This window comes from Cycloclasticus zancles 78-ME (genome assembly GCF_000442595.1).
Taxonomy (GTDB): Bacteria; Pseudomonadota; Gammaproteobacteria; order Methylococcales; family Cycloclasticaceae; genus Cycloclasticus; species Cycloclasticus pugetii.
Window position 1 is genome coordinate 217,641 of sequence record NC_021917.1, and the last position, 16,354, is coordinate 233,994.

12 protein-coding genes and 1 pseudogene are annotated in these 16,354 nt (G+C 40.9%); 12 read left to right on the top strand and 1 reads right to left on the bottom strand.

What is annotated here, in order from left to right:
• Nucleotides 1-21: 21 nt before the first annotated feature.
• The 6 genes and pseudogenes from CYCME_RS12855 to CYCME_RS01125 form a co-directional block, all read left to right on the top strand.
• A pseudogene (locus CYCME_RS12855) lies at nucleotides 22-213 on the top strand (integrase core domain-containing protein); the annotation flags it as partial.
• 729 nt (nucleotides 214-942) lie between these two features.
• Nucleotides 943-2,643: a DUF1302 domain-containing protein gene (locus tag CYCME_RS01105; RefSeq protein WP_015007002.1), complete on the top strand. Its 1,701-nt coding sequence runs from the start codon at nucleotides 943-945 to the stop codon at nucleotides 2,641-2,643.
• Nucleotides 2,644-2,746: 103 nt separating this feature from the next.
• Complete coding sequence (locus tag CYCME_RS01110; protein WP_015007001.1) at nucleotides 2,747-4,207, top strand: DUF1329 domain-containing protein; 1,461 nt, start codon at nucleotides 2,747-2,749, stop codon at nucleotides 4,205-4,207.
• A gap of 89 nt (nucleotides 4,208-4,296) precedes the next feature.
• Nucleotides 4,297-5,265: a WD40/YVTN/BNR-like repeat-containing protein gene (locus CYCME_RS01115; protein ID WP_015007000.1), complete on the top strand. Its 969-nt coding sequence runs from the start codon at nucleotides 4,297-4,299 to the stop codon at nucleotides 5,263-5,265.
• Entirely contained in the window at nucleotides 5,265-7,634 is a 2,370-nt protein-coding gene (locus CYCME_RS01120) for an efflux RND transporter permease subunit (RefSeq protein ID WP_015006999.1), read from the top strand. The genes CYCME_RS01115 and CYCME_RS01120 overlap by 1 nt, the downstream gene beginning before the upstream one ends.
• A 63-nt stretch (nucleotides 7,635-7,697) precedes the next feature.
• Entirely contained in the window at nucleotides 7,698-8,948 is a 1,251-nt protein-coding gene (locus tag CYCME_RS01125) for an aromatic ring-hydroxylating dioxygenase subunit alpha (RefSeq protein WP_015006998.1), read from the top strand.
• A 111-nt stretch (nucleotides 8,949-9,059) separates the two neighbouring features.
• Here CYCME_RS01125 and CYCME_RS01130 read toward each other — a convergent pair whose 3' ends face one another.
• Nucleotides 9,060-9,908 carry an alpha/beta fold hydrolase gene (locus tag CYCME_RS01130; protein ID WP_020931881.1) on the bottom strand — a complete coding sequence of 283 codons (849 nt, stop codon included), beginning with the start codon at nucleotides 9,906-9,908 and terminating at the stop codon, nucleotides 9,060-9,062.
• Nucleotides 9,909-10,104: 196 nt separating this feature from the next.
• Between CYCME_RS01130 and CYCME_RS01135 the strand changes: the two genes are divergently transcribed.
• From CYCME_RS01135 to CYCME_RS01160, 6 genes are all read left to right on the top strand, one after another.
• Nucleotides 10,105-11,307 carry an alkane 1-monooxygenase gene (locus CYCME_RS01135; protein ID WP_020931882.1) on the top strand — a complete coding sequence of 401 codons (1,203 nt, stop codon included), beginning with the start codon at nucleotides 10,105-10,107 and terminating at the stop codon, nucleotides 11,305-11,307.
• Between the two features lie 63 nt (nucleotides 11,308-11,370).
• Nucleotides 11,371-12,612 (top strand): aromatic ring-hydroxylating oxygenase subunit alpha, encoded by a 1,242-nt coding sequence (locus CYCME_RS01140; protein WP_020931883.1) that lies wholly within the window; start codon nucleotides 11,371-11,373, stop codon nucleotides 12,610-12,612.
• 13 nt (nucleotides 12,613-12,625) lie between these two features.
• Entirely contained in the window at nucleotides 12,626-13,108 is a 483-nt protein-coding gene (locus CYCME_RS01145) for an aromatic-ring-hydroxylating dioxygenase subunit beta (protein ID WP_223253208.1), read from the top strand.
• Nucleotides 13,109-13,112: 4 nt separating this feature from the next.
• Complete coding sequence (locus CYCME_RS01150) at nucleotides 13,113-14,276, top strand: thiolase family protein (protein ID WP_020931884.1); 1,164 nt, start codon at nucleotides 13,113-13,115, stop codon at nucleotides 14,274-14,276.
• A gap of 8 nt (nucleotides 14,277-14,284) precedes the next feature.
• Nucleotides 14,285-14,710: a Zn-ribbon domain-containing OB-fold protein gene (locus CYCME_RS01155; RefSeq protein ID WP_015006992.1), complete on the top strand. Its 426-nt coding sequence runs from the start codon at nucleotides 14,285-14,287 to the stop codon at nucleotides 14,708-14,710.
• Nucleotides 14,711-16,285, top strand: coding sequence for a class I adenylate-forming enzyme family protein (locus CYCME_RS01160; protein ID WP_020931885.1), 1,575 nt, complete (start codon nucleotides 14,711-14,713; stop codon nucleotides 16,283-16,285).
• Nucleotides 16,286-16,354: the final 69 nt, after the last annotated feature.

Below are 16,354 nucleotides of genomic sequence, written 5' to 3' on the forward strand. Positions count from 1 at the left end.
CTAGAGGTACTTAACTGAACGCCCACACAAAATGCCTATATCGAACGATTTAATCGTACTTATAGGAATGAGGTACTAGATTGTTATTTGTTTAATTCACTCAGTGAAGTGAGAGAAATAACCGATGACTGGGTGATTGATTACAATTTTGAACGACCGCATGAGTCGTTTAATGATTTACCACCAAAGGTGTATGAACAACAATTAGCTTGAGAATACTCTATTCAAATGTGTTCTAAATTTGGGAGGGTTACACCCTTATGGCGAACTCGCGCACGGTGAACAAGGCTTGGTCGATGATTACGGAGAAATGCTCGGCCTTACTGGAAAGCGAGCTGTTTTACGTGCCTTGCGAGCTCTTGGCAAACGTAAGAGGGAAGCTAATAAATTGCCTTGCCCATGCAGTTGTGGCCTGAGATTGGGGCGTTGTGATTATCGCTTTGCATTGAACGGATTTCAAAACATTGAGCGTCGGCGCTGGTTCAGGTGTCACCTTAGTGATTCTTTCACCCCTGTAGAGAAACCAAGGCGTAAAAATAAAAAGATCATAAGTTCCAAGTAAAAAAATTATTAAGGCTGTGCTACAGCTTTAATCTGAAAGCAAGCTCAAGCTCGATATTCGGCAGAGAAGCCAAAGAGCTCGAGCATAAGTTTAGAGTTTGTTAACAACTTTATTGGTGATACTTTTCTTTTTTGGAAATCACAGAACGTTGAAAGTTAACAACTTTATTTTTATTTACAAAATAACCACTATAATAAAGTCAATAGGTTAGGAGGTCATTTGTTAACAACTTTATTGTCCGCCAACAGTAGTTAGAAAAAATAAAATTGATCAGCGTCAATTTTTTGAGAAAAATTTCTAACAGCTGCTCGTTCAAGCCTGTATGCTTTTTACAACACCAACATATAAAGGTGTAGTAAAAATTAAACAGGGGGAGTTTCATGAAGAAATCGATTATAAAATCGAGTGCAGGTGTTGCGCTAAGCTCGGCGTTATTATTGTCTCAAATAGGCACAGCACACGCTTTTAGTTTTCATAAAGGTGAGTTAAGAGGTTCTTTTGATACGGATGTAACGTATGGTATTTCAATGCGTACAGAAGATGCCGATAGTGATAATTTCGGCGCGCATGGTAATAGAATTTTTAAAGATGCTGGCGATGTGTTCAGTAATTCTATCCGTGGATCTAGTACATTAAGCTTAGAGTATGGCGATTATGGCATGCTGGCGCGAGGTAATTATTTTTATGACTATGCGTATGATAATGAAGATTTAGCTGACCAAGCGCATGATAAATTAGCGCGTGATTTGTCACTAACTGACTTAATGTTTTATGGCTATTTTGGTGATAATGATCAAGTTAACATAAGGGTTGGTAAGCAGGTTATTAGCTGGGGTGAGAATACCTTTATTCAAGGCTCAATTAATGATATTAATACTGTTGACGTAAACAAACTAAGACAGCCTGGGCTTGCACTTAAGGATGCATTTATTGGTACAAATGCTGCTTATGTTTCATGGAATATTGATGACGAGTGGTCTATTGAATCTTTCTACCTTTTTGAATTTGACCAAGTTCAATTAGATCCAGCAGGCTCATACTTTACTACCCTCGATGCAGTAGGTGCAGGCGGTGGTTTTGATACGGCAGGTGATGGTGTTGTCGGCGGTGTGGCCACAGGTGCAGCTAACCTACCTTTTGGTGCGCCTTCTGGAGCCTGTATTTCGCCTGATCAATTAGATGATTGCGGTCTAGTAGGTGGTTCTTTAGTAAGAGTGGGTGATAAGTTTGCTGAAGGTGGTCAATATGGTTTGGCAATTCGTAAATTCTTTCCAGAAGTATTTGGTGGAACAGAGCTCGCGTTGTATTACCAAAGTCTTCATGACCATACACCGATGATCTCAACATTTTACGGAACCGGTCAATTCTTTTTAGAATACGTAGAGAATATTGAGCGTATTGGTATGTCATTTAATACCAATATTTCTGGCTGGGCGATAGGCGGTGAGTACCACGTAAGAAAAGATGCGCCGATACAAATGACTGGTGGGGTGCTATCAGGATTAGGAGCAGCAGGCCCATTTCCAGCAGGCTTAGGACTATGTGGTACTTGTGCGGTAGGTGACGAGGTAACTGGATATGACTTCGTTGATAGGCATCAAATGCAAATGACCTTCCAACGTATTTGGGGTGTTGGCTTTATGGATGCAGATGCTAATAGCACCTTACTAGAAGTTGCGTATGGCTGGGTTGATGATTTGCCAACCAAAAATGAGCCGATTGTTGGTGGTGCCTTTAGATCAGTGTTTAATCCTCAAGTGACTGAGAGCTTTTGGGGCTTCCAAATTAAGCAAAGTCTTACTTATGAAGCAGCATTGTTTAATGTCGCATCCGTTTCTCCTTTTATCGCATTTAAATACGATGTTGAAGGTGTTTCCAATGAAATTGTTCCCCTATTTGTTGATGACCGAAAAGCGTTAACAATTGGTGCTAACTTTGGATACGGCGGGGGAACATGGACGGGTGGTGTTAGTTGGACTATGTTCGATGGCGGAAATGGCATGCTAAATCAAGCGGGTAGTCGCTTAAACGGCCGTACGGATCGTGATTTCATACAAGCAAATATTAGTTACTCATTCTAAATATTGTTAATTAAAATAATTTAAGAGAGTTTAAGAGAGTTTAAGAGAGTTTAAGAGAGTTTAAGAGAGTTTAAGAGAGTTTAAGAGAGTTTAAGGAGATAGGATGAAATTTTTAACATCAAGAACTAAAAAAACCATAGGCATTGTGCTGTCAGCGGCATTATTGCCCGGCATAGCTATGGCAAAGTTAACTGCCGAAGAAGAAGCGAAATTGGGCATTAATGATACTGAGTTAACCCCAATGGGGGCGGTGAGAGCCGGCAATGCTGAAGGTACAATTCCTGCATGGAATAGTGAACCGATGCCGATACCTGCTGGAGGAACTGTTGATAGTTTGGCAGACCCCTTTGCAGACGAAAAACCATTATTTACCATTACCGCTCAAAACTACACAGAGCACATGGATAAATTAACGGCTGGCCAAATTGGTTTATTTAAGCAATATCCTGACAGCTATAAAATGCACGTATACCCTACTCACCGTACAGGTGCGTACGATAAATGGGTATACGATGCAACCATGGCGCAAGCAAAAAATGTTGAAATGTGTGATGAATATGCAACGGAATCAAAAGTTTGCTTAAAGAACAATATTGCTGGTGGCGGTATCCCGTTTCCGATTCCTAAATCAGGTGCAGAAGCAGCATATAACCACTTTTTTTCTTTCAAAGGGCTTGCAAATGACCGAATGATTAATGGTGCTTTAATCGATTCAAATGGAAACCGTACCGACGTGATTATTCGGCAGCGGACGATTTCTCCTTATTGGTTTTCAGCAGATTCAGAAATCAGAAGTGTTAAATGGTACAACCGTGATGGCATCGCTATGTTGTGTGACTCTTGGCAGGTTGAAAAACCACCGCGTTCATCAGGCTTAGTATTTGGTGGCTGTAACTATGTAAATGATTTTGATTTTCAAACTTATTTATATGTTCCAGGACAACGCCGTGTTCGTAAAGCACCGGAAATTGGTTTCCATGATAGCCCATCATTTGCGTCAGATGGTCAGCGAACAGTAGCCAGTCGTTGGATGCACTATTTTGGTGGTAAACATACCCGCTTTGATTATGCTAAACCTGTTAGAAAGGAAATATATGTTGCATACAACAATTACAAACTAGGTAATAAAGACTTGCCTTTTGATGAAATTTTTGGAGAAGAGCATATCAACCCAGAAGTTGTTCGATATGAGTTGCACCGTGTATGGGTTCTTGATTCGACATTAAAAGAAGGGCAGCGTCATCTTTATAAACGTCATACCGCTTATTTTGATGAAGATACTTGGTTAGGTGTCGCATTTGAAGCATATGATGCGAAAGATCGTTTATGGCGTGTGGGTGAGCAATACAATGCCTTCATTCCTGGACCAAATGTCGCAGGTCCATTAGGCGATATGCAAGTGGACTTGATTAATGGCCGATACACAACCTTCCCATACTGGCAGTACCAAGCAGGTAAAGAAATGGGCTTTGGTGGTCAGAAAGTGGTATCAAAAGAAGAAGATATTGGCTTCAACATTGACATTTTTACACCGCAAGGCTTAAGAAAGTTTGGCCGGAGATAAGAAGCGCAGCGTTGTTTTAAATGATTAGATTAAGACCGAGGCTAGACAGTTTAGCTTCGGTCTTTTTTTGAATTTTATAGGTAATAATTATGATGTTAAGAATTATTTTATGTCTAATGCTGTTGATGAGTGGTTCTGCGTTGGCGGAAACCCTTGCTAGACCAGCATTGGAGATGCCATTATCAACGAAAGCAATTTTCCTTGATTTAGATGTTAATGAAGATAAAGTTTTTGCCGTCGGAGAAAGAGGCATTATTTTAAGTTCGACTGATAGCGGAAAATCTTGGAAACAAATTAAGTCGCCAGTAGATGTCACGTTAACGGGGATATCATTTTCCTCAAAAACAACTGGTTGGATTGTTGGCCATGAATCGACTATTTTGCAAACAACAGATGGCGGAGAAACTTGGGTTATAAAGCGTTATAAACCGGAAGAAGAACGGTTTTATATGTCGGTAAACTTTGTCAGTCCTCAGCAGGGTTATGTATTAGGCACAGATGGAGAGCTATGGATAACCGAAGATGCGGGAGAAACGTGGAAATTGACGTTATTATCCGTAGAAGAATGGTATCAAAATCATCTCTTTGCCATCGAACAAATTACGGATACATCGCTGGTTGTTTCTGAACGTGGTGGAATTTTTTATTCAAAAGATAAATTTTCGAATTGGCAAGTTGTGCCTTCTCCTTATGAAGGCTCGTTTTTTGGTGTTAATAAATTAGCAAAGGATTTTGTGGTTTTTGGCATGAGTGGCAACTTATATTTGCTTGATTCTGAGACTTTAGAATGGAAAAAAATTAATAGTAAAACAGATCAGTTTTTATTGGGCTCAGCGATAACAGATGATGCTAAAAATCTTTTAGTCGTTGGACGTGGTGGGATTATTTTGGTGATTAATGACCAAGGTGAATTGGTGAATACAGTAGAAAGTAAGAGCCGGGCCGACTACACCGCGCTAACTATTCACGGTGAGAATGTTTATTTATCATCAATGTCGGGCGGTATTGAAAAAATGTCAATCAGTGAATTAACAAAATCAGACAGGGGTGGTAAATAATGAGTATTAAACATGAATCAACCTTAGTGCATAATATTTCTGATTTTATGGCAGATGCTTTATTGAAGCATCGTTTATTATTCTTAACTCTTGGTCTATTGGTAACAGTATTTTTATCCTATCAAGGGTTCAATCAACAGTTGTCTCCAGGGTTTGATAAGGCTATCCCCTTGTCACACCCGTACATGAAAACCTTCACAAATTACCGTGATGAATTTGGTGGCGCAAACCGTATTACCATTTTTGTAGAGAATAAAGATGGTGAGATGTTTACGCCCGAGTTTTTTACCGTGTTGGAAGGCATCACGTCTGAAGTCTTAGTGATGGATGGTATTGACGCGCGGACCGTAACCTCATTGTTTACTCCAAACGTTAACTATGTCGCCGTTAGTGAAGAAGGGTTTACGGGCTCAAGAATCGTAGCCGCCGACTTTATTGCAACACCTGAACGTATTGAAGAGGTTAAAAGTAATCTTTTTAAGTCTTCTGAAATAGGTAAAACAGTTGCGAAGGATCTATCGGGCGCTTTGGTGATTGCCGATTTGGTCGAAGTTGATCCGATTACAAAGGAAAAAATTGACTATGAGTTGTTTGCTGAAAAATTAGACAAAATCAGAGCGACTTATGAAACAGAAGAAACCGCTATTCATATTATTGGTTTTGCGCCATTCATAGGCGATGTGATTGATGGTGCAGAAGGCGTAATTAGCTTTTTTGTTATTACATTAATCATTACCTTTATTTTGCTACACTTTTTTGCAGGCTCAATGAAACTGGCGCTGGCAGTGATTGCGACAGCATTGATTTCTGTCAGTTGGCAGCTGGGGTTGGTCAAAATATTAGGTTACGGTGTTGACCCTATGTCAATACTGGTTCCGTTTTTAATTCTAGCTATCGGCGTTAGTCATGCAATTCAAATGACCAATGTTTGGCGGATTGGCGTTGTTAATGGCGAAGATTCGGTCGGTGCGGCACGTCATGCTTTTTATAAGTTATTTATACCGGGTGCTACAGCACTAGTTTCAGATGCAGTAGGTTTTGGCGTTATTGTCTTGATTGATATTCCTATCATTAGAGAGCTTGGAATAATCGCTAGTATTGGGGTAGCGGTGATGCTGTTAACCAATAAAATCATGCTGCCTATTTTATTGTCGTATATTAAATTGACTGATAAGGAATTAAAAAGGGCTGAAGGAAGTATTAAAGGCGCTGACCATTCTTTTTGGGCAATGCTCTCAAAGTTAACAGATAGACGGTATGCAACAATTGTATTGGTGTTTGCCTTTGGCCTGAGTGTTTACACTTTATCAGTTCAAGATCAACTGATTGTTGGCGATGTTGAAGCCGGTGCACCTGAGTTCTGGCCAGATTCTCAATATAATTTGGATGCTAATGCGATACAGGAAAATTTTTCTGTCGGCTTGGATGAATTGGTGATCTTAGCAAAAGCCGATCAAAAAGGTTCGTGTGTTAATTTCAGTATTATGCAAACGATCGATGACTTTGTTTGGCAGATGCAAAATGTTGAAGGCGTGCAGTCTGTTAAGGCACTGTCTCAAGTGATTCGTGAGCGTAATATTGGTAACTACGAAGCGAACCCTAAGTTTTTGGGTATCCCACGGAATGAGAAAATGATATCGGCTAATATCTACAGAGTAGAGATGTCTCAGGCATTATTTTCAAATGATTGTACGATTATGCCGGTAACAATTTATCTTACAGACCATCGAGCGCAAACATTAGACCGTGTAATGGATGCAGTCAAAAATTTCAGAGAGCTCAATACAAATGAGCATGTCGACTTTGTACCTGCGATGGGTAATGCAGGCATCATGGCGGCAACAAATGAAATTGTGGCTAAAGCGCAAGCTCGAATAGAACTTATTTTGTTTGCGGCAGTGGGTATTTTCTGCTTTGTAACATTTATGTCTATTAGGGCAACAATATGTATTGTTGTACCCTTGGCTCTAGTTGCTTATTTAGCAAACGTTGTCATGGTTTATTTAGGGATAGGTTTGAAAGTATCTACCTTGCCTGTATTAGCAATGGGTGTTGGCGTAGGGGTTGATTACGGCATCTATTTGTTCGCACGGATGAGGGCTCACATGACAATGGGAGAGTCGTTACAGAAATCGTATTATGAATCGTTAAAAGAGGTGGGAACAGGAGTTGTCTTTACATCAGTGACGATGACGATTGGTGTGGCAACTTGGTACTTCTCAGATCTTAAGTTTCAGGCAGATATGGGTATCTTGTTAGCGTATATGTTCTTCGTGAATATGTTGGGCGCTATTATTCTTATTCCGGCGCTGGCAAGTTTCATTTATCCGCTTAAAGACAGAGAAGGAACGGTGCAAGAAAGTAACTAAAAATGCTAGCGGCAGAAGGTTCTAAAGCCTTATTCTTCAATAGCTTAATAAAGGAGTATTCTTATGAGAAGTATGCTTGATCGTTTAAAGTGGCCTGCAGATGCAGGTTGTACGGCGGTGCCTTATTGGGTGTTTAATAATCAAGAAGTTTACGACCTTGAGCAGGAGAAAATTTATAATGGTCCAACGTGGAACTTTTTAGCCGCTGACGCAGAGTTACCAGAAAAAGGTAGCTTCAAATCAACCTATATTGGTGATACCCCTGTTGTGGTTACCCGTGGGCAAGATGATGAAATCTATGCTTGGGTTAACCGTTGTGCTCACCGTGGCGCTGAGATTTGTCGAGAGCGTCACGGTAAGTCTGAAGATGGTGCATACACCTGCGTATATCACCAGTGGGCTTATGATGCGAAGGGTGACCTTCATGGGGTCCCCTTCCAGCGTGGACTCGCTGGCAAAGGTGGCATGCCAAAAGACTTTGATAAGAAAAAGCACGGTCTACGTAAGGTCCGTGTGGTTAATTACCATGGTGCGATTTTTGGTACCTTTAGTGATGATACGCCGGATATTGAAGAATATATGGGCGATGATGTTAGCTACCATATGCGTCGACTCTTAAATAAGCCGATAGAAATACTCGGTACAACTCGGCAGTATATTAAAGGGAACTGGAAGTTCTACGCTGAAAACACCAAAGACCCTTATCATGCAAGTTTATTGCATCTCTTTCATGCAACTTTTGGGCTGTATCGATCGTCTCAACAAGGTGAATCAATCGTTAATAATAAAGTTCACTGCTTAATTTGGGTTAAGAGTTCAGAGGAAAAGAAAAGTGCTCTGGACGATGTTAAGAAAGAGAACCTTAGAACGATGCAGCAAGGAAATTATGCATTAGCAGATGAGTCTTTACTAGCAGGCCAGCAGGAGTTTGAAGACGGACATAGCTTGGATATATTATCGATGTTTCCTTCGTTAGTGCTGCAGCAAATTCAAAATACCCTCGCTTTTCGTCAGATCTTACCGAAAGGTAAGGATGAATTTGAGTTAGTCTGGACTTACTTTGGTTATAAAGACGACACTGAAGAGCTTAGAAATATTCGTTTAAAGCAATCTAACCTTATTGGACCTGCTGGACTTATCTCAATGGAAGATGGTGAATCAACAGAGCTATGTCAAAAAGCGATAGTTCGGGATGGGGAATACACTAGCGTGATAGAGATGGATGGTAAAGAGCCTGAAGGAGCAAAGCATCTAGTCACGGAAGGAATGATTCGTTCAATGTGGCAAGGGTATCGAGAGATGATGGGCTTTTAAGTATTGAATAAAATGAAGAGGTATGAATTCTAAAACAATAAAGCCCAGATGAAAGTCTGGGCTTTATTGTTTAATTAAACGTGTGTTTAATTGATGTTATGAGAGTGGGGGTTAGTCATCAAACATGCCGTCGAAGAATAGTTTAGTTAAATTATTAAATGCTTTTTTCTTTTCAATTTGAACCCAGTGGCCGCAATGGTCAAAGACATGCAACTGCGCATTAGGGATTCTATCTATTAAATAATATGCATTATTCAGAGGAATAAAAAAATCTTCTCGGGCATGGGTGACCAGCATTTGGTGGGAAATATTATTTAACTCGTCGTCTGATAAAACAAACGCATCAATACCTTTTTTTGTACCACCGCTAAACATGGCTTCAAACTGAAGGCGTACTTCATCTTTCATAACGTTATCGAAGCGTTGAGCAGCAATGCTAGCGATATCATTGCCAAGTAAACTCGGGTCAAAAAGAAATTTAGTAATTAAGTATTCTAAAGCCTCTTTGGAAGGGTCTTTATAAAACTCCCACCCTTTAGTGAGGCCTTCGGTAGGGGCAAATGGAGCACCTACTGGACCCATAAGAACTGCTTTTTTAAAGCGTTCAGGGTGCCTGTTCAGTAAATGAAGGGTAACGCCACCGCCCATGGAATTGCCGACAATATGTGTTTGCTCAATCCCTTTAGCATCTAATAAATCTATTTGTTGCTGCACCCAAATATCAATCCAGTGGCTGGTTCCATTGGGTGGGCAGTTATGTTGGCTAAGGCCAAAACCTGCAATATCTGGTGCAAGGCAATGGTAGTTCTCAGCTAGAAAAGGCAGTGCATATTGCCAGTTTGACATGGCGTTAGCACCAGGGCCAGAACCATGTAGCAATAAAATACTGGTGTCCTTATCGGTTCCTGCTTCATTTAAAAACGTATTAAAAGAACCGGTTTGGATGTTTGATGTTTGCATAGCATTCCTTATTTCTAAAAGTTTGGAGTTATAGTGTTTCTAAAGATAGTTAACAACGCTAGTTTAAGAGCAATAAGTTGTTTAAAGAAAAATTGTTACATTAAAAAATGATTATTTCTAACTAGCGTTCAGTTTGTTTAACTGGTTATAATCAATTGTATAAATAAATGCAAATTAATGAGATCCAGGAGAGAACATGTTCCCCAAAATGAATGCCCCAGATAGTATTAAAAGAAAAGTTAGTATAGTCGCTCGCTATACCACAATCCCTATATTGTTGTTTTCTACTACACCTGTTATTGCTCATTTTTTAGGTGGGGGGTATTGGTATTTGTTAACCCTTGCTGTATTTGGTATCTGTATGATACTTGACCCAATTGTAGGAGATGATCCTATTAACGCACCAGAAGAGATGGAAAAAGAATTAGAGGAAAGTTCTTTTTTTCGCTTTATGCTTTGGGTCTATGTCCCGATACAGTTTCTAATTACTTTGTTTTGTTATTCATTGATAACAAATACGCCGATGGAAATGTTCACCGTGTTAGGTGTAAGCTACTACCCACTTAGCACAGCAGAAATGGTTTTCTTAGCCCTTTCTTTGGCCTTTGTTACGGCAACAGGTGCAACTCCAGGGCATGAGCTGTGTCATCATGGTAATCAGTTTGACCGTTTTATGGGTCAAGCCTTGATGACGCCAATTAGTATGGCTGATTTCTATGTTTATCATAATTTCCATCATCATATTCATGTAGCGACCCCACTAGATCCTGCAACGTCCCCATATGGTGAAAATTTTTGGAGGTTTGCACTTAGAAGTACAGTATTAAAGTCAATTACCGCATGGAAAGTAGAAGCGGAACGCCTTGGCCGAAAGGGTTCAAGCTGGATAAGTTTAGATAATAAAATGATAAAAATAACTATTGCACAAATCGCATGGTTTTCACTACTTGTTTATCTTTTTGGCTGGATTTCATTGCCGTTATTTATTATGCAATATCTTTTCCCAAGGCTGCTATTAGCCACAGCAGACTTTGCAGAACACTATGGTTTGATGCGTAAACAGCTTGAAGACGGTAGCTATGAAAAAGTAAGGGCAGAACATGCTTGGGATGACAGTATGATTATTAGTAGCTTTTTTATGTGCCAAATTGATCGGCATTCAGATCATCACGCGAATGTAGGGCGGCCTTATCAGATATTAAGGGTGATGGATAAGGCACCACGTTTACCATTAGGTTACCTAAATATCTTATTTGTAACGATGTTTCCTCCTTTATGGAGAAAAATTATGCACCCAATTATTGAAGAGTTTTATGACACAGCAGATATCGTGCCTTATGCATTGCCTAATACCTTGCCCGAGCGTTTTCTTGATAGAGCGGTTATAGCAGAGAAGTAGAGCGACAAATTAAGAAAGGAATAACGGCCTTTTTCAGTGCAAAGGCATACATAGGAGAGCAATATGGTAAATAACATAGATTACAATCACCTGATTCAATCGGACAAGGTTCATGGGTCTTTATATACATCAGAAGATATCTATGCTGATGAAATGGAAAAGATTTTTCAAAATAGCTGGTTTTATGTCGGGCATGAAAGTGAAGTCAAGGAAGCAGGCGACTTTATTGCAAGGGATATAGGCCGCTCAGCATTGATCATGGTCAGGGATAAAGATTCTACAGTGAATGTAATGGTGAATCGCTGTGCGCATCGAGGCAATAACTTATGTAATGAAATGGAAGGCAATAAACGCAATTTTTCTTGCCTATACCATGGTTGGGTTTTTGGCTTAAATGGTGACTTGTTAGACGTACCTTATCCTGATGGCTTTACTAAAGAGAAAAAAGACCATGGGTTACAGACATTAATTACAGATAGTTATCGGGGGTTTGTTTTTGCAAGCTTTAACGAACCAACGATAAGTTTTGATGATTACTTGGGAAATGGTAAGCAGCTGATAGATCGGGCCTGTAACCTGTCTCCAGAAGGTGAGGTAGATTTAACAGGTGGTTGGGTGCGTCAAAAGTTTGATGCAAACTGGAAAATGCTGCCCGAGAATGATACGGATGGTTACCATGTAAACTATGTTCATCAATCATTTGTTCAAGTTATTCCTTCTCAATATAACGAATTTGTGGGCGGAGAAGACACCAACCAAGGAGTGATCAGAGACTGGGGCAATGGCCACACGGAAATTGATTTTGCCGCAGGCTATGTCAATACACTTGATTGGCTGGGCTCAACGGTTGAAAAGTCCAAATCATATGTTGAAAAAATGCACGCGGCATATGGCGAAGAAGAAGGCAACAAGCGGTTGTTTGATGGGCCGCCACATGCTTGTATTTTCCCTAATTTATTTTTAGCAGAAATGAATATAGTTATTTTCCAGCCGACCAGTGTTAACTCTTGTGTGCAATGGAGCACGCCGATGTTTTTAAAGGGGGTGCCAGAGTTGAACTTTAAGTTACTGAGACAAAGCGAAGGCGCATTAGGCCCTGCTGCTTTTTTATTGGCAGATGACGCAACGATAGCTGAACGCGCGCAAAAGGCGCTTCAAGCCGGTACACCTTGGTGTGATCTAAGTAGGGGAATGGATCGAGAAACAGTTAGAGAAGATGGAGTTAAGGAGTCGCGAATGAGTGATGAAACGTCAAACAGAGGTTTTTGGCACCACTATCGCTCAGTAATGTTGGGAGAAAAGTAGCATGGGGAAGCAGGTGGCATTTGAGGTAACCAAAGAGCTTGAAGCCTTTATTATTCAAGAGGCGAAGTATGCTGATGAGGGACAATACCAGGCATGGTATGAATTATGGGCAGAGGACGCCGTTTATTGGGTGCCGCGCAAAGATGGTGACGATCCAGCGAAAAAGGCATCACATTTATACGATAACTATTCGAGGCTAACAACAAGGGTTAAGCAACTCAATACCGGTAACCGATTTAGCCAAGTACCTATTTCCGGTATGCGTCGTGTCATCTCAAATTACGAGTTCTTTAACGACAATGATGACAAGTTTAGGGTAGAGGCAAATTTCTATTTACCAGAATATTCTATTCAATCGGTACATAGTTTTAGGATATGGTCTGGTCGGTATACATATATCCTTAGCCGAAAAGGAGATAGCTTTCAAATACACTTAAAGAAAGTTAATTTAGTGAATGGGCTTGAACCTATACCAACACTGTCTTTCTTAATTTAGACTGATGAGCAGGAAGCCTTTATCAGCCGTTACCGGCCTTGGGATGACTGAGTTGCGTCGCGATTACACGGTGGCTTCATGGGAGTTAGCCGTTGAAGCAATTGGTATGGCGATTAGCGATGCAGGCTTAAAGCATCACGATATTGATGGATTGCTGATTAATAAAAGCCCCATTGAAGATTTATCGGCAATGCCGATGGACCTTCAGGATTATGCTGGCCTTAGGGATTTAAGTTTGCTGAATGTTGTTGAAGCAGAGGGTAGCTCAATGATCCAGACACTACAGCAAGCAACGATGGCGATTCAATCTGGCTTGGCTAAAAAAGTGGTGTGTGTGTTTGCAGATACCCCTTTGCAACCAGGTGGTTCTGCCGCAGAATCCTTTGCAATCGCAATGCCGATGATGGGTAAATTGGGAACCGAGGTCGCAAATGGTTTTTACAGCGCGATAGCCGCGTATGCAATGGCTGCCCAACGATATTTAGCGCTATACAACAGAACAACTGATGATCTTGCAGCAGTAGCAATTGCAAACCGAGAATGGGCAAGGCTTAATCCGCTAGCTAAAATAAAAAAACCGATGACGATGGCAGATCATCATGCATCACCGTGGCTCGTTGAACCACTACGGATGCTGGATTGTGCTTACCCTGTCAATGGGGCAATTGCTGTGGTGGTCAGTGATGTAGAAACCGCAAAAGCGGCCAAAGAATACCCCGCTTATATCTATGGAATGGGGCAAGGTCATAAAGGTAATACCAATCGCCGTGGTTATCAGCCCGAAATAGAAACGGGTGCAAAAATGGCTGCACAAACAGCGTTTAAGATGGCAGGTGTCACGGTAGATGATATTGATGCCTGTGAATTTTATGATGCGTTTAGTATTTCCACCTTAATAAATTTAGAAATGTACGGTTTTTGCGAACCAGGAAAGGCGGCACAATTTATTGCAGAAGAAGGTATCGGTCCGGGTGAGCAATTACCCGTTAATACTGGCGGGGGGCATCTATCTGGCTATTATATGCAAGGCGCGACAGCGGTCTCAGAAGCTGTCATGCAATTGCATAACCGTGCAGAAGGTCGCCAATTAAATACACTCAACAATATGTTAGTCACTGGCTATGGTGGACGGATGCAGTTCCATGCGGCGTTAGTTATGGGGCGATAGGAGGCACGATGGAATATCCAAAAGAAGATATTATTTGGCCAACGGTAGTTGATATTGCAAAACCTTATTATGAGGCAATGCAGCAACATAAGTTACTTATTCAGCATTGTTCGTCCTGCCAAACCAGTCTACCACCTGCACAAAAAGTGTGTGATGAGTGTGGTGGCAATGAACTCGAATGGTTTGAGGCTAAGGGCACGGGGGTTATATATAGTTACGTGGTTTTTCACCGTAGTTTTCACCCCTATTACGATGACAAAATACCTTATACAGTGGCCTTAGTTGAATTAACGGAAGGTCCACGAGTTATGGGCCATATAGTAGCGAGTGATGGGCAGCCATATCAAGTTGGTACAGCGGTGAGAGCACACTTTAAAAAAATAGATAAAAAAAACGAGTTGCTTTATTTTAAATTAGATGGGGAGGAGCATTAATTGACAACATTAGTTAGAGATTACCTGGTTCGTGCAGCGAAAGCGATGCCAAAAAGAATAGCTTTTTATGAAGGAGAAAGGTCTATCGATTGGGCTACGCTAAATGAGCGGGCGTGTCGGTTTGCAAAAGCCTTACAAACCAAAAATATTGGCAAGGGCGATGTGGTCGCTATTTTGTCTCACGAGCACATTGAAGTTTATGAGGCTTTTCATGCCTGCTTAAAATTAGGTGCGCCACGGGTCGGTGTTAACTGGCGCTATTCTCCTAAAGAAATGTTGTATGTCATCCAGAACTCAAAAGCGAAAGTAGTATTAGTACAAGCTAACTGTGTGCCATTGATGGGCGATGTTGCCGAGCAATTGATATCCGAAGGTGTTTTATTGATTGGTTATGGTGGAGATCACAACCTGCCTTATGACTATCAAGAGTTGTTGGCAAAAAGTGATGGTAAGGTCGACCTTCCTGTACTTGAAAACGATGACTTGGCAGCCATCAGTTATACATCGGGTACCACAGGCTCGCCAAAAGGCGTGCTTTTATCCCAGCATGCGCTTAAAGACGCGATGATAAATACGGTGTTAAATATGGGGCTCACGCCAGATGATGTATGGTATGCCCCCACGTCATCGGCTTGGATTACCTTTGTACTCATAACAATGAATACGGTTAATGGAATGACATCAGTGCTTCCAGAGGGTGACTTTGATGTTGATCAATACTTTGAACATATTAATAAGCGGAAAGTAACGGTAACCATTATGGTGCCATTGATGATGCGCCGGATGATTCAAATCATGGAAGAAACGGACATTAAAATCCCATCCGTGCGACTAATAACCTATGGTTCATCACCAACAACGCCACAGTTAATCCGTAAAGCTGCTGAGACCTTCAACTGTGATTTAATGCAAATGTATGGTGTTACCGAAACCACAGGTGGTTGGATTTGTTTTATGAGACCAGAAGATACTGAAAGAGGTCTAAATGGTGAGGACCATCTTCTTCGTTCATGTGGTCGGCCAGCATTACATTTTGATATAGAAATTCGTGATGATAATGGCGCCGCTTTAGAGCCAAATACTAGCGGTGAAATTTGGTTAAAATCTGATACCTTAATGAGTGGTTACTTGGATTTAGAGGAGCAAACCAAAGAAGTGCTTAACAAGGGTTGGCTCAGAACTAATGATTTAGGCTATCTAGACGATGAGGGCTTTCTTTACCTAACGGATCGTAAAAATAACCTTATTATTACTGGCTCGGCTAATGTTTTTCCAAGCATGGTTGAAAATGTTTTAGATGAACATCCTAATGTTGCTGAAGTAGGTGTTATTGGTGTGCCACACCCTGAATGGGATGAGGCGGTGGTCGCGTTAATTATTGCCAAAGATAAAGCTGCGTTTGATTGCGATGAAATGGTTGCATTTAGTAAAGCAAGAATGGCAAAGTTTGAAGTGCCCAAACATATCGTACTAGTAGACGAGTTGCCAAAAGGGTTGACGGGGAAAATGCTTAAAAAAGATATGCAAGCGATGTTTAAAGATGGTCGTCTGTCGGTGCCATGGGACTTAGCTTAGGAAATACCTGCAAGCAGTTATCTGCAATTAGTTATTCGGTAAGAAGCTTGTCAGCTAACTGAAACAAGG